Below are 24,835 nucleotides of genomic sequence, written 5' to 3'. Positions count from 1 at the left end.
CGGTCTGGATTGCGACCGCGTGTCTGGCGCCGCTTGAGTGGTTGTGGGCATGATGTGGGTGGGACGGAGAGCTGATGGCTGATGCGATTGCTGTGACTGTGGAGAACTTCCCTCGCGCGGAGACGGACCGCATGTTCGCGAGCTTGGCCGAGAGGGCAGGCGGTGCCAACCGGTGGCATCACGATCGTGAGCCGGGTTCGATCGACGACCAGCGGGTGATCCGCCAGAACCGCGACACGCTCTACAGTCTCGCCGTCGTGGACATCCGCGACGGTGCCACACTCACGCTGCCGGACGCGGGAGACCGCTACATGTCCGTGATGGTGGTCAACGAAGACCACTACATCAACCGGGTGTTCCATTCAGGAGGCACGTACGAGCTGACGACTAGCGAGTTCGACACCCCATGGGTACTCGTGGCATCCCGCATCCTGGTCGACCCGTCGGATCCGGCGGACGTTGCGGCAGTCAACGCCCTGCAGGACGGGCTGGAGGTCGACACCTCCTCCACGGAGGACTTCTCGATGCCCGATTACGACAAGGACTCCTTCGACACCGTCCGCGACGCACTGCTGACACTCTCCCGTCACCTGACGAAGTTCGCCCATGGCTTCGGAAAGCGCAGCGAGGTCGACCCGGTGCTCCACCTGATCGCGACAGCGAACGGGTGGGGCGGTCTCCCTGACGAGGAAGCGAGATACGCGACGATCGAGCCGAACCTGCCGGTCGGCACCTATGAACTGACCGTCGGCGATGTGCCAGTGGATGCGTTCTGGTCGATCTCGGTCTACAACAAAGCCGGCTTCTTCGAGAAGAACGACCAGGGCAGCTACAGCATCAACAGTGTGACCGCGGTGAAGAATGACGATGGCTCCACCACGATCAGATTCGGCAACGGTAACCTGCCCAACACGATCCCAATCATGGACGGCTGGAACTACGCCGTACGCATGTACCGCCCACGCAAAGAGATCCTCGACGGGACCTGGACCTTCCCACCCGTCAGCGACTCAGCTGGTTAGCGCATAGTGCCTGCCCGCGGGCGGATCCACTCGCGGGCAGGAGCTGCTCAGATCGCGCGTTAGAGATCCTGCAATTTATGCAGGATTCCTGCATTTTCTGCAGATAGGGCATTTACTGATGGTGAAGTCCCTTAACCGTTTTTCCACAAAGCTCGCTCGCGCTCGAAGCGGTTATGGCGGGCACCGCCGCTGCGACGGGCGCGGGTGCCGCGGGAATTCGGGTCGGCTGCATGCCGTTGCGCTATGAAGCTCGCACCCGTCGCCCCGAATCGCGGCCGAGTCTAGTCAGAGAGGGCGCGAGATCGTCTGTAGAACGTTGCTCGGGACATTCCGAGATCGCGGACGACCTGAGCCGCGGGTTCGCCGCCTTCGACCAGGCGTACGGCGTTTCGTATCTGGCTGTCGGTAACGCGGCGCGGGCGACCGCCGAGGTCTTTCCCAGCCTCGCGGCGCTTGCTGATCGAATCCACGATCCGCTCGCGTTTGATGTCGTGTTCCATCTGCGCGAGCGCGGCCATGATCGTGAACAGCATCGATCCCATCGGAGTCGATGTGTCGACATCGCCCCCGCCGAGGTTCAAGACGCGAAGTCCCGCGCCCCGCTCCCGCAGCTGCCGCGCGAACTCGAGCATGTTCTGCGTTGATCGTCCGAGTCGATCCAGGGTTGTAATGACGAGCGTGTCGCCGGCCTCGAGTGCTTTGACCGCGCGATCGAATTGCGGCCGTGAGGCGCGAGCACCTGAGACGCCCTGATCGATATAGAGGTCGTCGCGCCGGACGCCTGCTGCCAGGAGGTCTGCTTCTTGTCGTTCGGTTGACTGTGGTCGAGTCGACACCCGCGCGTATCCGATCAGTTTTGTCATGGGGCTCCAGGTGTCTCGAAACAGACGGTGAGTACCAGGATCTAAGCACAGGGTTATGACACATGGTTATGAGAATCGCTGGTCCGTTGGGAGCCCGACCTCGCCAACGCGCTCACGCGCTCGTTGCGAGACGTCTCGAATCGTAAGGGATTCGAGACAGTTACCCCTGTCGCGTATCAGGCACCCGCGCGGGCATTTTCACCGGGCGGGTCAAACGCACACGACATGGCAACCTAAGCCGGACCCACCCACCTCGATGCGCAGACCGACCGTCTTGCGGGCGCTTACGGACTGTGACGAGCACGTCAGCTAGGGTCATTGTCATGCCGACCGCAGGGGCTGACTCAGGGGCCTTGACGTTCGATGAGACCGTCGGCGAATTGTCTTGGAACGGTGAAGTCCGGGCATACACGCTGTTCCATATTTCTGGTCGCGGCGGCCTTTCCTGGAGTAGTGACCGGCCCTGGCGCATCGCGCGCGAAACAACCGGCTGGGTCGACGTTGAAGAATGGATCGTTGATACCTCCGGAGCGTTCAGCTACAACCGCGATCGCTCGGGACCCGAGTCGGCTTTCTCGTGTACTGCCACAGGAAAGTACTGGCTGACTGCCGCGCAGGCTGGTGAGAAAACACCACATGCCGAGGAGGAGGTCGAGGTCGACTTCCGATGGCTGGTCGGAGACGAAGCGAGACGCGCTCTTGCAAAGGTCGCGCGCCATTAGCCGTCCGTTCAGGGCCTCCGTCGGGGCAGCACAGTCGTACGCATAGCCGAGGCGGCAGCTACATCTCCCTGGCCCACATCCAGGACCTTCTGCCGAAGCGCCATTCGAAGCCGTCAACCTCAATCGCCAGTTCAGGCGTGCTACACCGTCCGAATAATCGACGCCGCTTTCTCAGGTGACCTCCTCCGTCAAGATAGGCACGCAAAGCGCGGCAGAGCTTCGTCAGCTCCTCCTCCTGATAAACAACATCATCGTCTTCGTCGACATGGGCCGCTCCAACGCCCAGTTCAGGAATGAAGGCATCCATCCAGACCCGGCCAACTCTGATTCTTACTGCGCGATCCTCACGGGTGCGGCTGACCACCTCGACACCATGTATCCATCTGGGATCGTCGTAAGTGAGGTCCTTGGTGACGAAGTTCCCATCAAACACATTGGTAATGACACGAATCACCATGGCATTGACGTCGGGGGTCACTCTAAGAGTCTCCCAGGACCGAGGTGGCAAGTTGCAGCATCGACTGAACGCGACGAAGCTCGGAGCAGCGCCTCGTAGCGCGGTGGAGGATCGGCTAGTGCGGCCGCTATCGGGAGCCGTCATCGAGATCTGCAAAGGCCCATTCGCGCACCTACGCGACGTGATTTCATCTCTCGAAGAGGCGTGCAACCTCGGCCCGCGCGGCAGAAAGATCCTCGCCGGCACCGATGCTCAGTTCGACCTGAACCTTCCAGGCCAAGGGTGATTCGACGCTCACGGAGAAGTCCACGTGAGACCCAGAGTGAGTGGCCGTGAATGCGAGATCTCCCTCGAGGGAGATCCACGTCTTCGTTCCCGACCAGCCGCGCCACCGTCGTTCCAAGTCAGTGAAGTACTTCACCAGGCCGCGGAAGTCGGGGTACTCAACAACCCACCGAGTAGCCCTCAGGCCATTTGCGCTCACTTGCACAAGCGCTCGGTCTGGTGCGCTGCCGTGCAGTCCGCCGACATCGACGACGGACACCCCTTCGCTTTCAGTGCCCAAGATGATGACCGGTTCCACGAGTACAGTCTCGCTCCTCGACGATCCGGTTGCGGCCGTCCGATCACCGATCCCTTAGCGGTGGCTCATCAGCACGCAGGGTCGGAAGAGAGATCGGTTTCAGATGTCGAACCGGAGTCGATGCGGCTGAATTCTCGGTCGTACGTGAATGCATCCGGATCGCCCGCCATGAAGCGGAGATATAAAGTCCCCGTCGAACTCTGAACGGCCTCTCCGAGGAGCGTGATGGTTTCTCCGCTTTCACAGACGATCTTTATGGAGAGGTCCGATGTGGCGTCCCAGGTTCCCTCGCCAGAGAACCTCGCCGGCAGATCTAGGTCACGCGTCCCGAGTGCTTCTTCGAATACCGCCGCCGCCGGGATTCCCACCACGTGCGCAGAACCATCAGACCGAAGGTCAATCGTCGAGGTTGACTCCGCTGATTCGTCCCGCCATACGCCGGCCACTTCCTCCGCGCTAGCAGCGATCGGCGAGCGTCCGAAAGCCTGGTTCCAAGCGACCAATGCCGCCACGACGAGGGCGCCGGAGACAACCCAGACCCCAATCGTCTTCAAAACCTGCGATCGACCCCGTCGACGGGCCAGATTGATGGTCCAGACCACCAGGAAGATCAGAGTCCCAAGCATGACGAGCAGAAAAAGAAGGATGAGTGGCGCAACAAATAGCACCCACGGAGGCTACAGGCTGGCGGATGTTGTGGACGCAGCGAGGAATGGCCCGCTCGCAGCACTCAATGCCACCCCACTGCCCGATAGTCGATCCGCCATCGCGGCACAGACCTGTCCCATACGCTGACCGGATGAGACGAACGTCGCGTCTGCTGATGATTGCGGGCATGTTGCTGTCCGCGTCTGTTGCTCTCACTGCCTGCGATGCAGGAGCCCAGAGAGCCGATGAATCGAGGCAACCGACTCCGTCCCAAACTACGTCGACCTCTCCGCTCAGCACCGACCCGTCGATCGTGACCCCCGAGGCATCCACAACGGCATCTGAATTCATCGGAACCTGGGGTGTAGTGGTGCCTGGCACCGGGCAGGGAGAGCCATACATCATCATCGACGCGGACGGCACGGCGGGAGGCAGCGATGGCTGCAACGGGTTCGGCGACCTCAACTGGACCTTCACCGGTGCTTCGATCGTATTCAGTGATGGAGTCCAGACACTGGTCGGCTGTCCGAGCGTCGACCAATGGCTCAACCAGCGCTCCACCGCCATCGTGCGAGGCGATTCCCTCACGTTCTTCGACGAAGCGGGTGTGGAAATCGGAACGCTTTCCCGGACCGGCTGAACTCCATCCAAGCGATCCGAGAATGTCTCGCACGCCGATCCCTTTGCGGCGTTGCGCGGAAAGAGCGATCGGTCGTTAGCGTGATCGCATGGAGCTTCTTTTCGCTGGACTCATCGTTGTCTTCGTTCTCGCCGCAATCAGTATCACGGGTGCTGTTCGAGCGATTCGGGATGCGGTTGAGCGAACAGCGACCGCGACAGAGTCGCTTCTCGAGCTCGAGCGATCGCGGCAGGAATCGACCTCCTAACCAGGAGAGGATCCGGCTGCGGGCGGTGGTTGGACGACCGCGAACCGAGCAGACGGCGCTACCCTTCGTCTGTGCATCCGGGCGAAGACATGACGTTCGAAGTCGAAAGTCGATGGAAGGAAGAAGTCATCTACTGGGAGGGGTCCCGTGGCTTTGTCTTCGATGCCGGGTGGGGCGTCCAGCCTCTCGTCCTTTACGTGCCGTCCGAGCAGGAGTGGGACTCGGTGACGGCCGAATGGATGGTCGGCCGGCGGGCGCTGATCGTCAGCCGCCTCGCCGAGCGATCGGGGCATGTTCTTCGCGAGGGCGGCTACAAGGGCGGCCCCGCTGGGCGCAGGGTGGTGCGCTGACCGATCCTCTAAACGGGCGTCATCCATTGGAGCTAGAAGGCGGTTCGTTCTCGGGTAGCTGTCAGCTCAAGAACCCAGTTTGTGCTGTTCCTCATGTCGTCATCGAGGCCCAGATGAACTCCAGTTGAATCCGCAATCGCATAGACGTGGCTAGCTACATCTGGCGTGAGTACGTGTTCGAAGTGAAAGGACCCCTCGAAGGCAAACCACGCGATCTCGGCTCCAGCTGCGATGGCGGCTTGTAGCCAAGCCGTCACCGTCGATTCGAGATCATCTGGCACTGCCTCGAATACCAGGTCGTATTCGAAGCAGTCGCGACTTGGAAGATGATCATCCAGGTCCTCCATCGCGTAGGTGCGAAGGGAGTTCGGGACGGGTTGAGCGGCGAGGTGCGGGTTCGCCTCTGGGCGTCGTGCCGGCCAGATCCCGAAGAGAATCAGTTCGACGTCGAGCCCGTTCCACGAGATTGCTTCGATGAGTCTCGTCATTGGGTATCCCACAAGGGCAAGTCTGCCTTGGATGCAAGGGGCGTCCGAAACGGGATCGGCAACTGGCGTCGCCTGCCGACTACACGACCCCGGTCCAGACGCGGACCAGTTATGGTCATCTGGCGGCGTCGCGGGCACGACTGACGCGGAAAGAGGGGTGTGCACGTGACCATTGAAGTCAGGTCTGGGGCAAATCGAGCAACTCGACGACTTCTCGGCGTCTGGGGCGTCGGAGCGTCCGCCATCGCAGCCATGCTCATCCCGCTCGTCGCTCGCGCCTCGTCGGGATCCCCGTCCGCTACCTCCGAACTCGTTTCGGTCATGGTGGTGGGCGCCTTCGTCTGCGTTGGGGGCGTCCTCCTGGGCAGCGTGATCGGGTTCGCGACCAGTCGGGAAGCGCGCCGCGCGGTGGCGCGCCTGCGAGCAGGTGATCTGAGTGCTGCGGTTCAGTACGGGCGTCTCGCTTCCGTGCACGGCATCGTCGCCCTGACAGTTCAGCCAGGAAAGCTGGGGGCGTGGGTCGACGACGGCGTCGAGCTTGTCGCCCTGAGCGAGGTGACCGGGATCGACGCAGTCGCGCTCACCTCACAGAAGATCTGGGGCTGGCATTACTACGCGCTCGACGTCCGCTCTCCTGATGGCGAAGCGGTTGTCACGCTTGGAACGAGAACCACCTGGGGTGCCGCTGAAGCCTCACGAAGCGCACACCTAAGGCTCGCGGAGAAGCTGCTCGGCGCAAGCGGATAACACTCGACAAGCGGGCTCGATGAAGGACCCCCTACTGAGCCGCCGCTGCGTCTGCATCGTGAATCAGCCGGAATTCTGTGCCACTGGTGAGGCCCGTCGCTCGAATCGCCTCGACCAAGTCGCCTCGGAGGAAGAGATCACCTCGGGGAAGCTCAGCAAGTTTGAACGCGCTATTCCCCGCGAGCGCACCCATATTGAAGACATGGCGGCGGATATCCATGATTCGTCCGGATGTAAAACGGACGATTTCAGATTGGCTTTCCTCGAGCGCCTTCGCCACTTGGGGAGCGCTAAACACCACCAGTCGGGCCTCATCACACTCCAGAGGCAGCATCTCGCCGTGCGGGGCGAGGAGCGGCCCGACAGCCTCAATCGCTTCCCCGCGAAGGATGAGCACATGCCTACCTAGCCAGGGCATTTCCGAACGGCGCCATGGCAGCCCGTGCTCATCTTCCTTCAGCAAACGCATCTGGATCGGCTCCCAAGGACTCCCAGGCTGCCGCTCGGAGAGCGTCCAGAACACCTCGAAGTCGCCCGGATCGACCGGGAAGACCCACTCAAACCCATCGGGCACTGCTGGGCGAAACACGCGGACGTTCATCACGGGAACGCTACTGGGTTTAGAGGAGACCACTTGCGTCGATGTGGTGCCATTCGGGATCCCTTGCGGGCGGATTCTCCAATGGTCAGTTGCCGTGTGCGTGTTGTTTCGCGTCGACGTAGCGGGCCATGTGGGATCCGGAACGTTCGGCATGCTGAGCGAGGGTCTTTGGTGAGTATCCGAGCAGGTCGGAAAGCGATGCCACGTCAATGAGGGCGGTGAGCTGCTTCAATGTCGTGTTCCGGGTGCGCTGCGGGTCGATACCCAACGTGTTGAGCCGCTGCTGCAGCGTGGGAACTGACAAGTGCCGGCCGGCCCGGTAGCCGGGGAAGAGCCAGTCGGTGCCGGTGTTCGTGGTGAGTCCGTCACGGTCCTGGAGCTGTTGCCAGAACATGGGCGCGAGGGGTTCGGGGATCTCGCTGGGGTTCGATCCGAGGCGGATGAACATGGCGTCGGGACGTAGCTCGAGCTGGTCCGTTGTGAGCCTAACGATGCGACTAAGCGGTGTGGCCCACAGCAGATGGATGAGCGCAGCGACTCTTGTGCTGAGCGCGACCTGCTGGAACTCGACTGCGTTGCGGATCGTTTGGACGCGTTGCGCCTGCGTGAGCGCGGGCAAAGTGATCGCTTTGCGGGGCGGGACGTAGAGTTTTCGTGAACCGCCGCGGCCTCGGGCGAACCATCCGATGAAGTGCTTGATCTGGAAACGCGTGGTGACCGCACCATCGAGGTAAGCGTCGATGTCCTCCTGGCGGAACGTGGTGACGGTCCGCTGGCGGGCCTCTTCGACCCAGATGAGGAACTTGCCGGCCTCGGTGATCTGCTGTCGCGCGTTGCGACAGGCGATGTCCATGTTCGCTAGGCCGACGCGTCCGCGCAGTCGGTTCAAGTGATGCCACCGGGCGTACTGCTCGATGATTGATGCCACATCGGGGTGGGGCTGTAGCTCGCGTAGGCGGGTGTCGACCCAGCGTTCGAAGATCGCGAGGTGCCGATCGGCGGGGGCCACCATGAGGCGGTTGTGGATGAGGATTTCACGGAGGTGATCCACCGAGTGGCTGCTCGGCAGGGCGTTGAACGCCTCGGGGGTGAGCTCGAGGTCTCGGTCGCCGATCTTCCTGAGCAGCTCGTGGGCCTTCGCCCCGCGCATCCAGGTGTAAATGCTCTCAGGCCGTGCGGACTCGACGAGGACTTGGGTCAGCCGTTTGATGCGAAGGTCTGGGGGAGTGGTGGGCTTGAGTAGCTGGGTGAGGTCGGCCTCGATCACGCATCGGGCGCATTGGCCCTTGCGGAATCGCTCGGCTTCGACGCCGCACTTTTCGCAGGTCATGCTGGTCGTGATGCCGGCGCAGTCGCGACACATCGGTCTGCCATGCTCGTCGCGGCCCGGCAGCAGGCGGTCGTCACCGCAGCCCGGGCAGACCCCGTACGTGTGTGTCGCCTCGGTGAAGCAGATACCGCAGATCGCGCCGTCTGGCCAATGGGTGCGGATCTTGGCGCTCATGCGTCCGCACCGATCACAATGCTTGTCGCCCTCGCTTCGTGGCCTTCCGCGTGGCCCAGGCGGTGTGAGCGAGTTCAGTGTGGCTGGGCGGACCCGGCCGAACTCGCGGGGCCTAGCCATCGTCTCGGGTGACGCGAGCACGAACGGGTCGGTAGTTCCGCAGGTCGGGGACTCCTGGATCACCGTTTGCGACCCGCTTCTGACGAATGGTGCGTGCGTCGGTCGCGGTGAAGGTGACCAGGTCGTTCACCTCGCAGTGCAGGATGTCGCACAGCGCCACGAGGACCTTGAACGCGATCCGTTCCGGATCTTGCGCGACGAGCCGGTAGACCTGCGAGGCCGACAACGTGATTCCCCGCTCGCGGAGCGGTTCGACCAGCTGCGTGCTGCTGGTGATGTGCTGCCGGGCCATCAGCTCGCGGATGCGCCACTGGTACTCGATCTCGCGTCTCATGATGCGCCCCGTCTCTTCTTGCGGTTCGGTGGAAGCGGCGGTCGCGGCGGAAGCCTGAGCTTTCGCTTCGGCAGGGACACCGCGGTGCCGGTCGCCTCGAGCGTTTCACGGTGCACTCGAGCGAGCTCGGCGATCTGAAAATCGGCCGCTGGGAGGGTGTAGATCGACGTTGTCGCTGCGTGCTCATGTCCGAGCTGCATCTGGATGAATATGATGTCGTATCGGTACGACGTGAGCAGATGCGTCGCGTACGAACGGCGCAGGGAGTGAAAGTCGAGCCCGGGCGGAAAGCCGAGCTCGTCCACGCAATCGCTGACCCGCTGCCAGAGATGGTTTCCCGACACCACGCTGCCGGTGTTGGTGGGAAACAGATCGGTCAACGGTTCGCCGTAGCGGGGGAGGACGTTGTTCGTCCAGTCCTCTGCGACCTCAGCGGCCCATTGCCACACCGTCAACACGTTGCGCGGCTTGAACACTTGGCCGGCCTTCGCTTTCCCGAATCGCACGTGCAGGTTGCCGAAATCGCCGAAGTAGGGCGTACGGGCATTCGCGGAGAAATCGACGATCTGCAGGCGCCGGACCTCGGTGACGCGAAGCCCCCACCCGTACGCGATCTTGCAGGCCGCGGCGTCCCGAAGCACGGTCAGCGCGCCGCTGCGTCCGGACTGGAGTACACGCACGTACTCCACGTCGAGGAGGTCGAACAGCTGCTGGAGCTCGTCCTCGGTGAATGCCCGCTTCTCGGGCTTGGCCTCGTTGGTCTGGGAGTGTGTGATCCGGTTGAACTCGTTGACGACCTGCGAGAAGACCTCACCAAACATCTGAGCAGATCGCACGCTCCAGTCGTACGCCGGACTCGTCGCGAAGTCGCAGAAGGCCTCGATCATGCCTTGATACGCGCGCAGCGTCGACTGCGCCAAACCGCGAACCGAGCGAAGGTGGTCGAACCAGTCGCTCGCGTCTCCGATGCTCCACTCCCACGGGAACTTGCCAGCCGAGTCGCAAAGTCGGAACACCACAGAACGACTCGTGCGAACGTAGCCCGCTTTGATCCCGCGCGAGCGCAACGAGGCAGCCCACGCGTCGAGGACCTCTTCGAGGAATGCGTCAGGGTCCGGTCCTGCCCCGGGAACGGACAGGAATGACAGCGTCCCGCCGCCATCAGCACCCGCCATTGGACATCACCGCCTTGCCTGCAAATATTGCAGGATTCCTGCAGAAATCGCAATCATGGGATACGGAAAAGCAGATCAGGAGGCAAATCTAGATCCAGACGACGTGTGGACCAGCGTTGGAGCAAACGTGTCCGCAGGATCTGATTGAGATCGGATTTCTCCTGGTCATGGCTAATTTGCGAGCCCGGGGAAGTGGTTAGCCGATTCTCCAGATCCTGCATTTCCTGCAAGTTCTGGAATTACGATCGGACATAATGTGCATTATCGGCGCTATTCGGATTGGCCGTGATCGGCCTGGCCAGGCGGTGTTTCTCGCCCCATCACGCCGCTCAGGATCGACCGGAGTTCGATCAGTTCAGGTGAACCGACGGAGCGGAACACGTCGTCGGCGACCTGCCGTGTATGTTGCTGCGCCTCGCGCAACGCATGTTCACCGTCGCCCGTCAATTTCAGTATCGTCACGCGACGGTCGCTCGTTGACGGTGTTCTCGAGACGTATCCGAGCCGATCGAGATCGTCGATCATCCGGACCATTCCCGTCTTGTCGGTGTTCAGGCGCCTGACGAGATCTCGTTGCGTCTCGACGCCGTCGCGGATCAGGAACATCACCGCAGCATGTCGGCTCGTCAGGCTCATCGGCTGGAGCGCCGCGTTCAGGCGTTCGGTCGCCACCGAGTGGACCTGGTTCAGCAGGACGCCGACCTCGATCGAGATCTGTGCCCGGTCTTCGTCCATGACTCGATTCTCCCCTAATTAGATCCAAATGCAATTGATCCATGTGGATCTAATGGATAGATTCACGCTATGACACATTCTGACGAAGCACGACGCGACGCGCGCCGATGGCCCGATGGGTTGCTGCGCATCTGCCTGGTCGCGACCGCCGTGCTCATGTTCACCCAGTCCGTGCTTGCAGGCCTCTTCATGGGCGGGATGCACTGGGCGTTCGCGGCACACCGTGAGCTGGCCACGATCGCCGGGATCGCCGTGATGGCGAGCATCGTCGCTGCGGTCCTTGCGCGACGACTCGGGCGGGCGCCGAGGTGGTCGATCGCGGCCACGATCGGCCTGCTGGCGGTCATGTCGTTACAGGCGTTCGCCGGGTTCCGATCCTTGACCGCGCTCCATGTTCCATTGGGCGTGATCGTGATCCTGCTGGCCGTCCTGTTCGCCGGTTGGTCCCTGCGCGCTCGCATGCCCCTGCGTCATGCCTGACTCGAGCAGGCGCACGGCATCCCTGCGGTACATGGCCGCATGCTCGGGCAGATCGGTTCTCCCGGTCTCGGCAGCACGCACATCCGTGAACTCGGCGAGCTCGACGAGCCGGTCGGCGGCGACGCGAAGCACCGTCGACGCGTCGAAGGAGATGCCGTAGGCATCGATGAGCCGGTGAAGGCGCGCGATCCGTTCGTCGGGAGACATGGCGCTGTCATCGATGGCGTCCTCGGCGAACGGCACGAGCCGGTAGGCGAGGTACGAGAGGTCACGCACCCGAGGCGCAGCAGCGAGGCCGCCTGCACGAGCATCACCTGCGACCATCGCACCGCTCGAGGAGCGTCGTCGAGGATCATCCCGTGCAGGTAGGTCAGCACCTCGCGACCCGAGTCATCGATGCCGAGCGGATGCGGCGCCTCCCCCACTCCCCCGGCAGCAAGCCGCGCCAGGAAGACCTGCACGGCCGGGGTCCACGGCCCGGCGACGCGCCGCACCGTGTCGCCGGCCCTGACGACCGGCTCCATGTTCCCGCCGGTCAGCACGTGCTCGGGCGGGCGCTGCTCTTCGGTCATCGGTTTCGATTCTGCGGCACGAGGCGACCTTCAGGGGTCAGTGCACGACCAAGGACAGCAGGAACACCCAGACGCAGATGAAGGCGAGCATGCCCAGACTCATCTTGATCGACGCCCGCAGGATCTCGCTCTCGCGGCCGATGAGGCCCACGGCACCTGCCGCGATCGCGATGGACTGCGGCGACACGAGCTTGGCCACCGTGCCGCCGGCGGTGTTCGCCGCGACGAGCTGCGTCGGGTCGACGCCGATCTTCTGCGCGGTGACGGACTGCAGCTGCGCGAACAGCGTGTTGTTGTTCACGACCGATCCGGTGACGAACACCCCGAACCAGCCGATGATCGGCGAGAACAGCGGGAAGATCGAGCCGACGCCGGCCAGGGCGTTGCCGATGCTCGCCGACCCGCCGGAGTAGTTCGCGATGTTCGCGACCACGAGGATCAGTGCGATGAGCACGATCGGCTGCCAGAGGTCGTGGATCGTCGCGAGCAACTGCTCCCAGAGGTCCTTCGCCTTCAACTGCGGTGTCGTGAAGAACGAGATCAGCACGGCGATGAAGATCGCCGTTCCCGTGGCGTTCCCCGGCGTGAACGCCCACACGGTGCTCACCGGCTCGCTCGCACCATCCGGAACGACGACGCCGGTGATGCCAGGGATCGGCACGTTGACGACGAGCCACGCCAGCGGACCGTCCGGCGCGAAGAGCGCCTTGAACTGCGGGATGCTCCAGACGAGGATCACGCCGGTGAGGATGTAGAACGGGCTCCAGGCGACGACGACACTGCCGAAGTCCTCCCGCTCGGGTTCGGGGGCCTCTCCCCCGTCCTCGCGGTAGACGTGCTTCGGCTTCCACACACGCCCGACGAGGAAGACCGTGACCATGGCGAGCAGGCCGGGCAGCAGATCGGCGAGTTCCGGTCCGAGCGAGATCAGGATGCCGGCCTGCGCGATGCTTACACGAGACTCACGGCGACCGTCATCGGCAGCGTCTCGCGGAAGCCCCGCGCGCCGTCGAGGATCATCACGAGGATGAACGGCGTCGCGAACGTGAGGAGCTGCAGCACCAGCACCATGTCGAACGACAGGGCCGCGAGGTCGACGCCGCCGACCTGGGCGCCGACGATCACCGGAATCCCGATCGCGCCGTACGCGCCTGCGGCGACGTTCGCGACGAGCGAGAGCATCGCGGCCTTCACGGGTCCGAACCCCAGCTGCACGAGCAATGCGGCGCAGATCGCGATCGGCACGCCGAAGCCGGCGGCCCCCTCGAGGAATGCGCCGAACCCGAAGCTGATGAGGAGCACCTGCACCCGCTGGTCGGGCGAGATCCCGGCGATGCTCGAGCGGATGACGTCGAAGCGCCCGCTCGCGACGGTGAGCTTGTAGAGCCACACGGCCATGACGATGATGTAGGCGATCGGCCAGACCGCGGTGAGCACGCCGAGCAGGCCCGCGCCGGCGATCGAGCCGATGGGCATGCCGAACGGCCAGATCGCGATGAGCACCTGCAGTCCGACCGCGATGATTCCTGCGGTGATGCCCTTCATCTTGAAAACGACGAGGCAGAGCAGGAACACGAGGATCGGGATGATGGCGGTGACGGCCGACAACCACAACTGGCCGATCGGGTCGATGTTCTGCTCCCACATGGCTGGTCCCCGGGTCAGTCGGTGGCGGGCTTCTGCTCCGTCAGGCTATCGACAAGCACCCCGAGGGAGGGCGCGCGCAGACGTCGTCGTCGCGGCATCCGTCGTTCACCCTCGGGTGGTGATCGGATGCCGCGCCGCGTCGCGCGGCCTCAGCCGACCGAGCGCTTGACGAGCGAGACGATCAGCTTCTCGTCGGCGGCCGAGATCTTCGTGATCGCGAACGACGTCGCCCACATCGTGCCGTCGTCGAGCGCCGCACCGTCGTTGAACCCGAGCGTGGCGTACCGCGCCTTGAACTTGCCGGCCGGCTGGAAGAAGACGACCGCCTTGCCGTCGGCTCCCGCGTAGGCGGGCATTCCGTACCAGGTGCGCGCGCTGAGCTCCGGCGCGTGCTCGAGCACGATCGCGTGGATCTTCTCGGCGGCGGCCCGGTCGTCGCCGTCCATCGCCTCGATGCTGGCCAGGCAGTCGGCCAGCGCTTCCGCGGCCTTCTCCTCGGCGGACGCCTTGCGCGCTGCCTTCTTCGCTTCGACGGCGGCGGCCTTCATGGCGGCCTTCTCGACGGCGCTGAACGCCTGGTGCGAGGGTTCCTTCTTGGTGGTCTCGGTGTCGGTCATGGTCCTCTTCCTCCGGTTCTATCTGTTCTATCTGTTCTGTCGGTTCGGTCTTCGGTCTGTTCGCGCGCTGGACGACGGATGCCGCGGCATCCGCTTCGTCAGCTGGGCTGCTGGATGCGGACCATGTTCCCCGCGGGGTCGCGGAACGCGCAATCGCGCACGCCGTATGGCTGGTCGATCGGCTCCTGCGCGACCTCCGCGCCACTCGCGACGACCTGCTCGAACGCGCCGTCGACGTCCGTCGTCGCCAGCACGATGCTCGCGTAGGTGCCCTTGGCCATCATCTCGGCGACGGTGCGGCGCTCCGCATCGGTCGTTCCCGGGTCGGGCGTCGGCGGCGTGAGCACGATCGACGTCTCCGGCTGGCCCGCAGGCCCCACGGTGATCCACCGCATCTGCTCGTAGCCGACGTCGTTGCGCACCTCGAACCCGAGCGTGTCCCGATAGAACCGGAGCGACTCCTCGGCATCGGTGTGCGGCAGGAACGTGTACTGAATCGTGATGTCCATATCGCCACGCTACTTGCGGCGGACGGGCTGCGCTTCTCGATTCCTGACCGGTCTCGCGACGCGCTTCGCGAGCACGGAGGGCACGCCCTCGAAGATGCCGTCCGGCTGCTGGCGGTACACGCTCGGCGGCACGCCGACGAGCTCGGTGAACCGGGTGCTGAAGGTGCCGAGCGAGGAGCAGCCGACCTCGAAGCAGACCTCGGTCACCGTGAGGTCGCCGCGGCGCAGCAGGGCCATCGCGCGTTCGATGCGCCGGGTCATGAGATAGCTGTAGACGGATTCGCCGTATGCGAGCTTGAACTGGCGGCTGAAGTGCCCGGCCGACATGTTGATGCCGCGTGCGAGCTCCTCGACGTTGAGGGGCTTCGCGTATTCGCGATCGATGCGGTCGTGCACGGTTCGCAGCAGCGCGAGATCGCGCAGCCGCTGGTCGTTCCCGGAACCGCTCGTCACATGCCCGATCCTGCCACATCGGGCCCGGGCCGCCTGAGGTCGCACGGGCGGGCACGGTCGGCGTCACGTCGCGTCAATCGACGAGACTCGCCGTCACGTCCCCGCACCGGCGCGGATCTGGGAATACGCTGAGCCTGCCTCAACTGTCGTCCAGGAAAGGACCTCCTCATGTCGTCGCCACAGCCCGCAGTCTTCGCGGCCTTCTCGCTCAATTCAGAGAACATGTCGAAATCGGCCATCAACACGGTGCGCACGACGCTCGGCGTCTCGGGTGCGGTCGCCCTCATCATCGGCGTCTTCATCACGTTCTGGCCGAAGGACGCGGCCGGCGTGCTGACCGTGCTGTTGGCGATCTACTTCCTCATCGCGGGCCTCGCCTACGTCGGACTCGGCATCTTCTCGCGGGGCATCTCCGGCGGTGCGAGAGCGCTCGACATCATCCTCGGCATCGTGTTCGTGATCGCGGCGATCGTCGCGTTCGCGAACATCGCCGCGACGGCCGAGGTGCTCGCCGTGCTCCTGGGCATCGTCGTCGGCGTCGTGTGGATCGTCGAGGGCATCGTCGCGCTGGTGCAGTCGGGCGACGCCCCCTCGCGCGGCTGGGCGATCTTCTTCGGCATCCTGAGCCTCATCGCCGGCATCGTGCTGCTCTTCTCGCCGATCTGGGGCGCGATCGTGCTCTTCGTCATCACGGGCATCAGCCTGATCATCCTCGGCATCGTGCAGATCGTGCGCGCGTTCACCTTCGGCAAGGGCGCCACCGTCTGAGGCGCCCGAGCATCGCGCGAACGGATGCCGCGACTGAGCGCATCTCGTCAGTGAACGGCACTGGGCCGGTCGGTTTCCCGACCGGCCCAGTGCCGTTGGCGCGTGCGGTTCCGCGAACCGCAGGTGCTCAGGCCTCGGGGGCGAATCCGGAGGTGTCGCCCACGTAGCGCGTGTTGTCGGCCGGGATCGGGTCGACCGCTGCGGCGGCGACCTCGGCGGCGAACTCGGAGACGTTGTACAGGCGGCCGGCGTCGGACTTGCGCGCGGCGATCGCGCCGGGATTCGCGCGCTCGAGCAGGGTCGCCGTGATGGTGCCCTCGATCATGTCGCCCGAGACGACCACGAACTCGACGCCGGCGGCCTCGAGCTCGGGGAGCTTCGCGCGCAGTGCGTCTTCGCCGGCCCGCTTTGACAGCGCGACCGGCACGTACTCGGGCATGGTCGGCGTCGTGCGGATGAAGTGCGCCTGGTGGCTCGTGACGAAGACGATGCGGGCGCCGTCGGCGAGGTGCGGCAGCGCGTTGTCGACGACGTTCACCTGCGCGTCGCGGTTCAGTCGCATGGCGTAGTCCTCGCCCATGCCGGTCTCCATGCCGCCGGAGGCATTCAGCACGAGCACGTCGACGGGGCCGAACGCGGCGACCGCCTGCTCGAACATGTCGGTGACGGATGCCGCGTCGGTGAGGTCTGCCCCGACGGCGATCGCGCGGCCGCCGGCCGCCGTGATCTCGGCCACGACCTTCTCGGCGCGCGGCGCCTTGCTTCGGTAGTTCACGACGACGGCCGCGCCGGCCTCGGCGAGGTAGCGGACGGTGTCGGCGCCGATGCCGCGCGAGGAGCCCGTCACGAGGGCGACCTTGCCGGTCAGGGATCCGGGGGCGAGTGGGTTGGTCACGTTCGAGTCTCCTCGGGCAGGTCTGATCGGACCGGACGGCCCGCGGCGTTGCGCCGCACCGAGGATATCAACTCCCCCGCGGCATCCCCCGCCCTGCTAGTTTCGAAGTGGGGCCCGTGCGAAGGAGAACGAAGTGGATGTGCTCACCCAGTACGCGTGGATCGCATGGTTGGTGCTCATCCTCGTCTTCGCGACGATCGAGGTGTTCACCCTCGAGATGACCTTCCTGATGCTCGCGCTCGGCAGCGTCGCCGGACTGCTGTCCGGGCTGTTCGGCATTCCGTGGTGGGCCCAGTTCGTGGTCGCCGCGGTGGTCGCCGTCGGGCTCATCCTCACGCTGAGGCCCTCGCTGCTCCGGGCGCTGCAACGCGGCGCCGACCCGGCCAGGAGCAACATCGACGCGCTCATCGGCGTCGACGGCAATGTCGTGCGCACCGTGAGCCCCGCAGGTGGCCAGGTGCGCCTGCAGAACGGCGAGGTGTGGACGGCGCGCCTCTCCCCCATCACCGAACAGGTCGATGTCGCGGTCGGCGAGCGAGTGCTCGTCACGGGCATCGACGGCGCGACGGCCGTCGTCGTGCCGCTCGAGAGGAGCACCCCCCTGTGAATGTCGCATCGGTGATCACGACGGTCATCGTCGTCGCGATCGTCATCTTCGTGATCGTCGTGCTCGCACGATCGATCCGGATCATCCCGCAGGCGTATTCGGGCGTGGTCGAACGGCTCGGCCGCTACCACAAGACGCTCGCGCCGGGACTGAACATCCTCGTGCCGTTCATCGACCGGCTGCGGCCGCTCGTGGACATGCGCGAGACGGTGGTCTCGTTCCCGCCGCAGCCGGTGATCACCGAAGACAACCTCGTCGTCTCGATCGATACGGTCGTGTACTTCCAGGTGACCGATGCCAGGGCCGCGACGTACGAGATCGCGAACTACCTCGGGGCGGTCGAGCAGTTGACGACGACGACGCTGCGAAACGTGGTCGGCGGCCTGAACCTCGAAGAGGCGCTCACCTCACGCGACAACATCAACGGCCAGCTGCGCGTCGTGCTCGACGAGGCGACCGGCAAGTGGGGCATCCGCGTCTCGCGTGTCGAGCTCAAGGCGATCGACCCGCCCCTCTCCATCCAGGACTCGATGGAGAAGCAGATGCGCGCCGAGCGTGACCGTCGAGCGCTGATCCTCACCGCCGAGGGAACGAAGCAGTCCGCCATCCTCACGGCAGAGGGCCAGCGGCAGGCCGCGATCCTCCAGGCCGAGGGTGACGCGAAGGCCGCGGTGCTCCGCGCCCAGGGTGAGGCCGAGGCGATCCTCACGGTCTTCGACGCCATCCACAAGGGCGACCCCGACCCCAAGCTGCTCGGGTACCAGTACCTGCAGATGCTGCCGCAGCTGGCAGAGGGGCAGGCCAACAAGCTCTGGATCATCCCGAGCGAGCTGACCGAGGCGCTCAAGGGCATCGGCAAGGCGTTCACGCCGCCGACCGCGCCCGGCACCGGTGGCGATGCCGGGACGGCGCCGACGGCCCGCATCTGATCCCGGTGGCCTCGCGCTACCTCGATCCGCCGCGACCGCGGGTCCTCGCACATCGGGGGCTCGCCGTCGTTGCGCCCGAGAACACGCTGCTCGCGTTCGAGCACGCCCTCGCCGCCGGCGCCGGATACCTCGAGACCGACGTACGCCTCACGCGCGACGGCGTCGTGGTCATCGCCCACGACGACACCATCGATCGCATCGCCGGCAGGTCCGCGTCGGTCGCCGACCTCTCGATGGCCGAGCTCGCGGCCATCGAGCTCGGCGCCGGGCAGACCTTCAGTTCGCTCGCCGAGGCGCTCGCGGCCTTTCCGGAGGCGCGCTTCAACATCGACGTGAAGGCCGCCGAGGCGGTGCTGCCCGTCGTCGAGGTGATCCGGACAGCCGCGGCGGCGGATCGCGTGCTCCTGACGAGCTTCTCGGATGCCCGTCGCCGGCGGCTCGCCGAGCTCATCCCCGGCGTCGTGACCTCGACGGGGCAGGCCGGCGTCATCGGCGCGCTGCTCGCGACGTGGCTCGGTTCGGCCGGCCTGGTGCGTCGTGCGCTCCGGGGTGCCGTGGCGCTGCAGGTGCCCGAACGCTTCGGCCCGGTGCGCATCGTCTCGCGTCGATTCGTGGAGCGCGTGCACCGCGCCGGCGCGGAGGTGCACGTCTGGACGGTGAACGATCCGGCTGACATGAAACGCCTGATCGCGCTTGGAATCGACGGACTGGTCAGCGACCGGGCCGACCTCGCCGTCGAGGTCATCGCCCAGTGAAACTGAGAATTCCCCGGGATTCACCCAGCCTCCGGAAGGGGAATGCACAGCTTGATCGTTTATACCTATAGACGATCGAGAGGAGTACGCCATGGCGGACCGGAGCCTACGAGGCATGCGCATCGGCGCTCAGAGCCTGCAGAGTGAAGACGGCGTGATCTTCGCCGACCGCGCGGAGTACAGGTATCGCTGCGAGGCATGCAACCACGAGACGGTCATGATCTTCTCGACCGAAGCAGAGACCCCCGAGGAGTGGGAGTGCCGCAACTGCGGCGCTTCGGCAGTGCTCCTCGTCGACTCCAAGCCGGTCGAGATCGACCGTTCGGGCGAGAAGGTCGCTCGAACCCACTGGGACATGCTGCTCGAGCGCCGTACCCGCGCCGAGCTCGAAGAGCTGCTCGAGGAGCGCCTGACGTTCCTTCGCGCACGCCGCGGGCAGAAGCAGAGCGCGTAACCGCGCTGCACCATCCATCGACGCCGCCTCCGATTCGGAGGCGGCGTTCGTGGTCTCCGCGGCGTCGTCTTGCGATTGCGCGTCAGGCGCGCGAGCGGTCGCGTCGCCGCGCGAGCAGGCCCGCGCCGATGAGGCCGAGCGCGGCGCCGCCGACGACGAGCAGGGGCACGGCCGCCCCGAGGAAGACGGCCGGCGTGCGGCCGTCGCGAAGCGCGACATCCGTCACCATGGCCCCCTGCTCGTAGGCGGGCAGCGAGTCGATCGTTCGGCCCGCCGGGTCGATCACCTGGCTCGTGCCGACCGTCGAGATGTTCACGACCGACCGGCCCGTCTCGATCGCGCGCAGGCGGGCGATCGCCAACTGCTGCTCATTCTCGTCGGTGCCTCGGAAGTCGGCGTTGTTCGTCTGGAACATGAAGACCTGGGCGCCGTCGTCGACGCCCTCCCAGATCAAGTCGTCGTAGATGACGTCGAAGCAGATCGCGAGGCCTGTGGTCGCGTCGCCGAGATCGAAGACCGGTGGGTTCGTGCCCGGCGTGTAGCCGCGCTGCACGAGGCCGATGAGGTCGGGCGCGAGCGAGTACCAGAAGTCACGATCGGGAATGTACTCGCCGAACGGCACCGGATGCCGCTTGTCGTACGTCGCGACCGCGCCCTCGCCCGAACGCCAGAGCATCGACGTGTTGAAGTACTGCGCACTCGCCTCGTCGTCGCCCTCGACGGTGACGGTGTTCAGCAGCACGGGCGCACCGATCTCGTCGCTCAGGCGGTCGAAGACGCCCGCCACGCGATCGGAGCGGAGCGGGTCGATGTCGGAGCCGCCCTCTGGCCACAGCAGCACGTCGATGCCGGGCTCGTCGAGCACTGGCTCCGTGGCCTCGAGCTGGGCGAGGAGCACGTCGCCCTGCTCCCGCTCGTCGAAGTAGCCCGCCGGGCCGTTGCCCTGCACGCTGGCCACGCGGATCGTTCCGGCATCCGTCGTCTGCCACTGGGGCACGAGCATCGCGACGAGCGCGACCGCGACGACCGGGATCGCCGTGCGGAGGTCGCGCCACCCACGCGCACGCACCCATTCGATGATCGCGGCGACGAGGAACACCATGACGAATCCGAGACCAGTGCTGCCGGCCCACGAGACGACCTCGGCGAAGGGGCTCTCGGACTGGCTCAACGCCGCGCGACCCCATGGGAAGCCGCCGTACGGGAACGAGCCGACGACGGCCTCGCGCAGGCACCAGAGGCCCGCCACGAGCGCCGGAAGGACGATCAGGCGCACCCAGCGGGCATCGCTCGCCCGTGGAACCCAGCGATAGGCGAGCGTGATGAGCACGGCGCCGCCCGCGACGAACGCGGACTCCAGCACCGAGAGCGCGAGCCACGGAACCGGGCCGAGGTAGAGCGCCGTCCACGACACCTGCTGGAGGTAGAAGGCCATGCCGAACGCGAAGCCGACGAGCAGCGCGCCCCAGGCCGACCGGCCGATCAGGCTCAGGAGGGCCAGTGCGATGCCGACGAACGCGAGCGGCCACCACGAGACGCCTGGAAACCCGAGGTCGTAGATCAGTCCGCCGGCGATCGCGACGAGCAGGGCCGCCCACAGGGGCATCAGCGGTCTCGGGGCGGGCACCAGATCAGCCTAGGCGACCGGCAGGGCGTGATCAGCCCGCGGACCCGTAAGCGACGACGCCGCGGCGGACCGCGTCGATCGCCGCGCGTGCCGTGACGCCGAGCTCGGCATCGGCCACGATCGAGATCTGGTCGAGCAGGTCGACGACCTGCTTCGCGACCCGCACGAAGTCGCCCGCCGCGAGGTCGATGTCGCTCAGCACGGCGCCGAGGCCCGCCCCGCTCGCCCAGGCGTGCATCGCCATCGCGAGGGCCGGCGATGGCACCTCGCTGCCGTCGAGCCGATGGTCGCGTTCGAGGTCGTCGAGCTCGCTCCAGACATCCGTCGTGCGTTCGAAGGCCTCGCGGAACCGGCCGCGCGGCAGGCGGAACTGCTCGCCGTGGTCGTCGCGACGCGGCTCGTAGACGATCGAGACGGCCATGGCCGCCACGGACGGCACGTCGAGTCCGTTCCACAGGCCCTGCCGCAGGCACTCGGCCACCAGCAGGTCTCGCTCGCCGTAGATGCGCTTCAGGATGCGGCCGGCCGGCGTCGACACCATGCCGCCGTCGCTCGTGCGCTCGAGGTAGCCGAGCTGCTCGAGCACGTCGGCGACCCGGTCGAACCGCTTCGCGATCTGCCCGGTGCGGGACTGGATCTGGCGCGAGAGCTGCTCGTGATCGCGGTGCAACCGCCACCAGCGCTCGGCCCAGCGCGCATGCTGCTCACGCTCGGCGCATCCGTGGCAGGGGTGGGCGCGCATCTGCTTGCGGGCATCGCCGAGGTCGCGCTGCAGCCGCTCGCGCTGGGCGTGCGTCGAGTTGCCCTTCGAGTTCTGGCGCTCGAGGTCGCTGATGCGCCGACGGATCGCCGCGTACTCGCCGAAATCGCCGAGGTGGCACGCCATGGCCTGCTCGTAGCCCGACATCGACTCCTCCTGCTTGCGCAGGGTGCGGGCGAGGTCGACGACGGCACGGTCGGCCTGGAACTGGGCGAACGAGAGCTCGAGGATCTGCCGGGTTCGCTCGCGCCCGAACTGGTCGACGAGGTTCACCGCCATGTTGTACGTCGGCTTGAAGCTCGAGTTCATCGGATAGCTGCGACGGGATGCGAGCGCGGCCACCGCCTCGGGGTCGAGCCCGTCGACCCACTGGATCACCGAGTGGCCCTCGACGTCGATGCCTCGACGGCCGGCGCGGCCCGTGAGCTGCGTGTACTCCCCCGGCGTGATCGGCACGCGCGCCTCGCCGTTGAACTTCTCGAGCTTCTCGAGCACGACCGAGCGGGCCGGCATGTTCACGCCGAGCGCCAGGGTCTCGGTCGCGAAGACGGCCTTCAGGAGCTTGCGCTGGAAGAGCTCCTCGACGACCTCCTTGAATGCCGGCAGCATTCCCGCGTGGTGTGCCGCGACGCCGCGCTGCAGGCCCTCGAGCCAGTCCCAGTAGCCCAGCACGGCCAGGTCCTCGTCGCGGAGCATCTGCACCCGCGACTCGACGATGGCCCGGATCTCGTCGCGCTCGGCCGACTCGGTCAGCCGGATGCCGGAGCGGAGCACCTGGCGAACCGCCTGATCGCAGCCGACGCGCGAGAAGATGAAGAAGATCGCGGGAAGCAGGTGCTTGCCGTGCAGGAGCTCGACGACCTCGGGGCGGTCGATGCGCCCGGTGCCCTGCCCGCCGCCGTGGTGGTAGCGACCGCGATCGCCGCCGCGCCGCCCGCGGGCCGAGCGCGACGAGATGGAGCGGCCGCCGGCACGAGCCAGTTGCATCAGCTCGGGATTGACCCGGTTGGTCGCGCCCTTGCCGGACGAGTCGAAGAGGTCGACGAGCTTCGCCTTGACGAGGACGTGCTGCTCGAGCGGAACCGGCCGGTCCTCGGAGACGACGACGTCGGTGTCACCGCGCACCGCCTGCAGCCAGTCGCCGAACTCCTCGGCGTTGGAGACCGTGGCGCTCAGGGCGACGAGCCGCACGTCTTCGGGGAGGTGGATGATGACCTCCTCCCATACCGCCCCGCGGAACCGGTCGGCGAGGTAGTGCACCTCGTCCATGACGACGTACGCCAGCCGATCGAGCGTCGGCGAGCCGGCGTAGAGCATGTTGCGGAGCACCTCGGTGGTCATCACCACGATGCGCGCATTCGAGTTGATGTTCGTGTCGCCCGTGAGCAGGCCGACGTCGTCTGGACCCCACGCCTCGACGAACTCCTGGTACTTCTGGTTCGACAGCGCCTTGATCGGCGTCGTGTAGAACACCTTCGCGCCGGTCTGCTGCATCGCGAGGAAGACGGCGAACTCGGCCACCACGGTCTTGCCCGCCCCCGTCGGCGCGGCCACGAGCACGCTCCGGCCCTCGTCGAGCGCCCCGCAGGCGGCACGTTGGAAGGGATCGAGGTCGAATCGCTGGGATGCCGCGAAATCCTGGAGTCGCGGACGCCGGCGCTGCTCGCGCGACATCGCATACCGTTCCGCCGGCGAAAGGCTCATCACCCCTTCAGCCTAGACAGCCGAGTCGAACTCCTCGGCGTTGCGGCGTTCGACACGGCGATCATGCAGGTGCGCGATGAACCAGGCGAGGAAGTACAGCCCGATCATGGGGATCGCGAGCATGAACATCGAGACGATGTCGGCGGACGGCGTGGCGATGGCTGTGAAGAGCACGATCACGAGGATCGCGACGCGCCACGACTTGATGATCGACGCGGCGCTGATGACGCCCGCGAAGTTCAACAGCACGATGAACACCGGAAGCACGAACGCGACGCCGATGGCGATCACGAGCTTCTGCACGAAGTCGAGGTACTCCTTGGCCGTGAGCAGGCTCTCGCCGCCCTCGGGCACGAAGCTCGTCATGAGCTTCACGATGTTCGGCAGCACGAACCAGCCTGCGGCGCAGCCGGCGAGGAACAACGGGATCGCCGAGAGGAAGAACCCGAGCGTGAACCGGCGCTCGCGCGTGTTCAGCCCCGGTACGAGGAAGGCGAAGATCTGGTAGAGCCAGACCGGGCTGGAGATCACCAGGCCGATCGTGAACGCCAGCTGCAGGCGCAGGTCGAACGCGCTCGAGATCGTCGGGAAGACGATGCTGGCGACCTTCGGGACCTCTTCGCCGGGGTGGGCGGCGGCGTAGGCCTCGGCCTGCGCCTTGGCGACGCTGACCACGGGTTCCTGGATCGCGTCCCAGATGAAGAGCTCCGTGAGGATCCACCCCGCGATGCCGCCGACCACGATCGCGATCGCCGCGATGAACAGACGCTTGCGCAGTTCGATCAGGTGCGCCCCGAGCGACATCCGCCGCTCGCGGTTCTT

General features: G+C 65.7%; 30 protein-coding genes. 10 read left to right on the top strand and 20 right to left on the bottom strand.

Going from position 1 to position 24,835, the window contains the following annotated elements; translation table 11 throughout:
- The first annotated feature begins 74 nt into the window (after positions 1–74).
- Complete coding sequence (locus ABIC29_RS08680) at positions 75–1,022, top strand: DUF1214 domain-containing protein (RefSeq protein ID WP_354244363.1); 948 nt, start codon at positions 75–77, stop codon at positions 1,020–1,022.
- A 281-nt stretch (positions 1,023–1,303) separates the two neighbouring features.
- Here the strand turns inward: ABIC29_RS08680 and ABIC29_RS08675 are convergent, their stop codons facing one another.
- Positions 1,304–1,885, bottom strand: a complete 582-nt coding sequence (locus ABIC29_RS08675) for a recombinase family protein (protein WP_354244360.1) — start codon at positions 1,883–1,885, stop codon at positions 1,304–1,306.
- Positions 1,886–2,208: 323 nt separating this feature from the next.
- Between ABIC29_RS08675 and ABIC29_RS08670 the strand changes: the two genes are divergently transcribed.
- Positions 2,209–2,607 carry a hypothetical protein gene (locus ABIC29_RS08670; RefSeq protein ID WP_354244357.1) on the top strand — a complete coding sequence of 133 codons (399 nt, stop codon included), beginning with the start codon at positions 2,209–2,211 and terminating at the stop codon, positions 2,605–2,607.
- Positions 2,608–2,665: 58 nt separating this feature from the next.
- Here the strand turns inward: ABIC29_RS08670 and ABIC29_RS08665 are convergent, their stop codons facing one another.
- The 3 genes from ABIC29_RS08665 to ABIC29_RS08655 form a co-directional block, all read right to left on the bottom strand.
- Complete coding sequence (locus ABIC29_RS08665) at positions 2,666–3,085, bottom strand: hypothetical protein (RefSeq protein ID WP_354244354.1); 420 nt, start codon at positions 3,083–3,085, stop codon at positions 2,666–2,668.
- A gap of 166 nt (positions 3,086–3,251) precedes the next feature.
- The gene (locus ABIC29_RS08660; RefSeq protein WP_354244351.1) at positions 3,252–3,647 is read right to left on the bottom strand and encodes a DUF6228 family protein; all 396 of its coding nucleotides are present in this window, start codon (positions 3,645–3,647) and stop codon (positions 3,252–3,254) included.
- A gap of 68 nt (positions 3,648–3,715) precedes the next feature.
- Entirely contained in the window at positions 3,716–4,315 is a 600-nt protein-coding gene (locus ABIC29_RS08655) for a hypothetical protein (RefSeq protein WP_354244348.1), read from the bottom strand.
- Positions 4,316–4,446: 131 nt separating this feature from the next.
- On the opposite strand from ABIC29_RS08655, the gene ABIC29_RS08650 reads away from it, so the two are divergent.
- Both ABIC29_RS08650 and ABIC29_RS08645 read left to right on the top strand, forming a co-directional pair.
- Positions 4,447–4,935, top strand: coding sequence for an META domain-containing protein (locus ABIC29_RS08650; protein ID WP_354244345.1), 489 nt, complete (start codon positions 4,447–4,449; stop codon positions 4,933–4,935).
- Positions 4,936–5,253: 318 nt separating this feature from the next.
- Positions 5,254–5,532: a hypothetical protein gene (locus ABIC29_RS08645; RefSeq protein WP_354244342.1), complete on the top strand. Its 279-nt coding sequence runs from the start codon at positions 5,254–5,256 to the stop codon at positions 5,530–5,532.
- Positions 5,533–5,564: 32 nt separating this feature from the next.
- Here the strand turns inward: ABIC29_RS08645 and ABIC29_RS08640 are convergent, their stop codons facing one another.
- Positions 5,565–6,020 (bottom strand): hypothetical protein, encoded by a 456-nt coding sequence (locus ABIC29_RS08640; protein WP_354244339.1) that lies wholly within the window; start codon positions 6,018–6,020, stop codon positions 5,565–5,567.
- A gap of 165 nt (positions 6,021–6,185) precedes the next feature.
- Between ABIC29_RS08640 and ABIC29_RS08635 the strand changes: the two genes are divergently transcribed.
- On the top strand, positions 6,186–6,767 hold the full coding sequence (locus ABIC29_RS08635) for a hypothetical protein (RefSeq protein ID WP_354244336.1): 582 nt from the start codon (positions 6,186–6,188) through the stop codon (positions 6,765–6,767).
- 31 nt (positions 6,768–6,798) lie between these two features.
- Here ABIC29_RS08635 and ABIC29_RS08630 read toward each other — a convergent pair whose 3' ends face one another.
- From ABIC29_RS08630 to ABIC29_RS08580, 11 genes are all read right to left on the bottom strand, one after another.
- Positions 6,799–7,368, bottom strand: coding sequence for a hypothetical protein (locus tag ABIC29_RS08630; RefSeq protein ID WP_354244334.1), 570 nt, complete (start codon positions 7,366–7,368; stop codon positions 6,799–6,801).
- 85 nt (positions 7,369–7,453) lie between these two features.
- A complete protein-coding gene (locus tag ABIC29_RS08625; RefSeq protein WP_354244331.1) occupies positions 7,454–8,872 on the bottom strand; it encodes a site-specific integrase in 1,419 nt (472 codons plus the stop codon).
- Between the two features lie 112 nt (positions 8,873–8,984).
- Positions 8,985–9,326 carry a helix-turn-helix domain-containing protein gene (locus ABIC29_RS08620; RefSeq protein ID WP_354244328.1) on the bottom strand — a complete coding sequence of 114 codons (342 nt, stop codon included), beginning with the start codon at positions 9,324–9,326 and terminating at the stop codon, positions 8,985–8,987.
- Positions 9,323–10,501: a tyrosine-type recombinase/integrase gene (locus ABIC29_RS08615; RefSeq protein ID WP_354244325.1), complete on the bottom strand. Its 1,179-nt coding sequence runs from the start codon at positions 10,499–10,501 to the stop codon at positions 9,323–9,325. The genes ABIC29_RS08620 and ABIC29_RS08615 overlap by 4 nt, the downstream gene beginning before the upstream one ends.
- Positions 10,502–10,771: 270 nt before the next feature.
- Positions 10,772–11,236 (bottom strand): MarR family winged helix-turn-helix transcriptional regulator, encoded by a 465-nt coding sequence (locus tag ABIC29_RS08610; protein ID WP_354244322.1) that lies wholly within the window; start codon positions 11,234–11,236, stop codon positions 10,772–10,774.
- 351 nt (positions 11,237–11,587) lie between these two features.
- Positions 11,588–11,959, bottom strand: a complete 372-nt coding sequence (locus ABIC29_RS08605; protein WP_354244319.1) for a hypothetical protein — start codon at positions 11,957–11,959, stop codon at positions 11,588–11,590.
- 366 nt (positions 11,960–12,325) lie between these two features.
- The gene (locus ABIC29_RS08600; RefSeq protein WP_502915468.1) at positions 12,326–13,186 is read right to left on the bottom strand and encodes an L-lactate permease; all 861 of its coding nucleotides are present in this window, start codon (positions 13,184–13,186) and stop codon (positions 12,326–12,328) included.
- A 53-nt stretch (positions 13,187–13,239) separates the two neighbouring features.
- Entirely contained in the window at positions 13,240–13,935 is a 696-nt protein-coding gene (locus tag ABIC29_RS08595; protein ID WP_354244317.1) for an L-lactate permease, read from the bottom strand.
- A gap of 149 nt (positions 13,936–14,084) precedes the next feature.
- On the bottom strand, positions 14,085–14,552 hold the full coding sequence (locus ABIC29_RS08590) for an iron chaperone (protein ID WP_116081729.1): 468 nt from the start codon (positions 14,550–14,552) through the stop codon (positions 14,085–14,087).
- A gap of 98 nt (positions 14,553–14,650) precedes the next feature.
- Entirely contained in the window at positions 14,651–15,061 is a 411-nt protein-coding gene (locus ABIC29_RS08585) for a VOC family protein (protein WP_116081728.1), read from the bottom strand.
- A gap of 9 nt (positions 15,062–15,070) precedes the next feature.
- Positions 15,071–15,514, bottom strand: coding sequence for a helix-turn-helix transcriptional regulator (locus ABIC29_RS08580; protein WP_354244313.1), 444 nt, complete (start codon positions 15,512–15,514; stop codon positions 15,071–15,073).
- 222 nt (positions 15,515–15,736) lie between these two features.
- On the opposite strand from ABIC29_RS08580, the gene ABIC29_RS08575 reads away from it, so the two are divergent.
- A complete protein-coding gene (locus tag ABIC29_RS08575) occupies positions 15,737–16,282 on the top strand; it encodes an HdeD family acid-resistance protein (protein ID WP_116082589.1) in 546 nt (181 codons plus the stop codon).
- A gap of 127 nt (positions 16,283–16,409) precedes the next feature.
- On the opposite strand, the gene ABIC29_RS08570 is transcribed toward ABIC29_RS08575, so the two are convergent.
- Positions 16,410–17,177 (bottom strand): SDR family oxidoreductase, encoded by a 768-nt coding sequence (locus ABIC29_RS08570; protein WP_354244309.1) that lies wholly within the window; start codon positions 17,175–17,177, stop codon positions 16,410–16,412.
- Positions 17,178–17,310: 133 nt separating this feature from the next.
- Here ABIC29_RS08570 and ABIC29_RS08565 point away from each other — a divergent pair, with 133 nt between their 5' ends.
- The 4 genes from ABIC29_RS08565 to ABIC29_RS08550 all read left to right on the top strand — a co-directional run bounded on the left by ABIC29_RS08565 (position 17,311) and on the right by ABIC29_RS08550 (position 19,922).
- Positions 17,311–17,784 carry an NfeD family protein gene (locus ABIC29_RS08565; protein ID WP_116081725.1) on the top strand — a complete coding sequence of 158 codons (474 nt, stop codon included), beginning with the start codon at positions 17,311–17,313 and terminating at the stop codon, positions 17,782–17,784.
- The gene (locus ABIC29_RS08560) at positions 17,781–18,713 is read left to right on the top strand and encodes an SPFH domain-containing protein (RefSeq protein ID WP_116081724.1); all 933 of its coding nucleotides are present in this window, start codon (positions 17,781–17,783) and stop codon (positions 18,711–18,713) included. The genes ABIC29_RS08565 and ABIC29_RS08560 overlap by 4 nt, the downstream gene beginning before the upstream one ends.
- Before the next feature lie 5 nt (positions 18,714–18,718).
- On the top strand, positions 18,719–19,468 hold the full coding sequence (locus tag ABIC29_RS08555; protein ID WP_116081723.1) for a glycerophosphodiester phosphodiesterase family protein: 750 nt from the start codon (positions 18,719–18,721) through the stop codon (positions 19,466–19,468).
- Positions 19,469–19,559: 91 nt separating this feature from the next.
- Complete coding sequence (locus ABIC29_RS08550) at positions 19,560–19,922, top strand: RNA polymerase-binding protein RbpA (protein ID WP_055857832.1); 363 nt, start codon at positions 19,560–19,562, stop codon at positions 19,920–19,922.
- A gap of 82 nt (positions 19,923–20,004) precedes the next feature.
- On the opposite strand, the gene lnt is transcribed toward ABIC29_RS08550, so the two are convergent.
- The 3 genes from lnt to tatC are packed head-to-tail and all read right to left on the bottom strand — an operon-like array spanning position 20,005 to position 24,817.
- Positions 20,005–21,549 carry an apolipoprotein N-acyltransferase gene (gene lnt / locus ABIC29_RS08545; protein ID WP_354244304.1) on the bottom strand — a complete coding sequence of 515 codons (1,545 nt, stop codon included), beginning with the start codon at positions 21,547–21,549 and terminating at the stop codon, positions 20,005–20,007.
- Positions 21,550–21,580: 31 nt separating this feature from the next.
- A complete protein-coding gene (locus tag ABIC29_RS08540; RefSeq protein WP_116081721.1) occupies positions 21,581–24,013 on the bottom strand; it encodes a DEAD/DEAH box helicase in 2,433 nt (810 codons plus the stop codon).
- Between the two features lie 12 nt (positions 24,014–24,025).
- Positions 24,026–24,817, bottom strand: a complete 792-nt coding sequence (gene tatC, locus ABIC29_RS08535; protein WP_116082587.1) for a twin-arginine translocase subunit TatC — start codon at positions 24,815–24,817, stop codon at positions 24,026–24,028.
- Between the last annotated feature and the right edge of the window lie 18 nt (positions 24,818–24,835).

Origin of the sequence: Agromyces sp. PvR057, from assembly GCF_040547485.1 — a bacterium.
GTDB lineage: Bacteria > Actinomycetota > Actinomycetes > Actinomycetales > Microbacteriaceae > Agromyces.
The sequence above is the reverse complement of the archived record's forward strand: the minus strand, read 5'-3'. Positions and strand labels throughout refer to the sequence as shown.

Coding starts and splice junctions, on each gene's coding strand:
- ABIC29_RS08620 (WP_354244328.1), bottom strand. CDS start 9,326: ATGAGACGCGAGATCGAGTACCAGTGGCGCATCCGCGAGCTGATGGCC.
- ABIC29_RS08590 (WP_116081729.1), bottom strand. CDS start 14,552: ATGACCGACACCGAGACCACCAAGAAGGAACCCTCGCACCAGGCGTTC.
- ABIC29_RS08670 (WP_354244357.1), top strand. CDS start 2,209: ATGCCGACCGCAGGGGCTGACTCAGGGGCCTTGACGTTCGATGAGACC.
- ABIC29_RS08540 (WP_116081721.1), bottom strand. CDS start 24,013: ATGAGCCTTTCGCCGGCGGAACGGTATGCGATGTCGCGCGAGCAGCGC.
- tatC (WP_116082587.1), bottom strand. CDS start 24,817: ATGTCGCTCGGGGCGCACCTGATCGAACTGCGCAAGCGTCTGTTCATC.
- ABIC29_RS08675 (WP_354244360.1), bottom strand. CDS start 1,885: ATGACAAAACTGATCGGATACGCGCGGGTGTCGACTCGACCACAGTCA.
- ABIC29_RS08680 (WP_354244363.1), top strand. CDS start 75: ATGGCTGATGCGATTGCTGTGACTGTGGAGAACTTCCCTCGCGCGGAG.
- ABIC29_RS08610 (WP_354244322.1), bottom strand. CDS start 11,236: ATGGACGAAGACCGGGCACAGATCTCGATCGAGGTCGGCGTCCTGCTG.
- ABIC29_RS08595 (WP_354244317.1), bottom strand. CDS start 13,935: ATGTGGGAGCAGAACATCGACCCGATCGGCCAGTTGTGGTTGTCGGCC.
- ABIC29_RS08615 (WP_354244325.1), bottom strand. CDS start 10,501: ATGGCGGGTGCTGATGGCGGCGGGACGCTGTCATTCCTGTCCGTTCCC.
- ABIC29_RS08650 (WP_354244345.1), top strand. CDS start 4,447: ATGAGACGAACGTCGCGTCTGCTGATGATTGCGGGCATGTTGCTGTCC.
- ABIC29_RS08550 (WP_055857832.1), top strand. CDS start 19,560: ATGGCGGACCGGAGCCTACGAGGCATGCGCATCGGCGCTCAGAGCCTG.
- ABIC29_RS08585 (WP_116081728.1), bottom strand. CDS start 15,061: ATGGACATCACGATTCAGTACACGTTCCTGCCGCACACCGATGCCGAG.
- ABIC29_RS08630 (WP_354244334.1), bottom strand. CDS start 7,368: ATGAACGTCCGCGTGTTTCGCCCAGCAGTGCCCGATGGGTTTGAGTGG.
- ABIC29_RS08575 (WP_116082589.1), top strand. CDS start 15,737: ATGTCGAAATCGGCCATCAACACGGTGCGCACGACGCTCGGCGTCTCG.
- ABIC29_RS08640 (WP_354244339.1), bottom strand. CDS start 6,020: ATGACGAGACTCATCGAAGCAATCTCGTGGAACGGGCTCGACGTCGAA.
- ABIC29_RS08625 (WP_354244331.1), bottom strand. CDS start 8,872: ATGAGCGCCAAGATCCGCACCCATTGGCCAGACGGCGCGATCTGCGGT.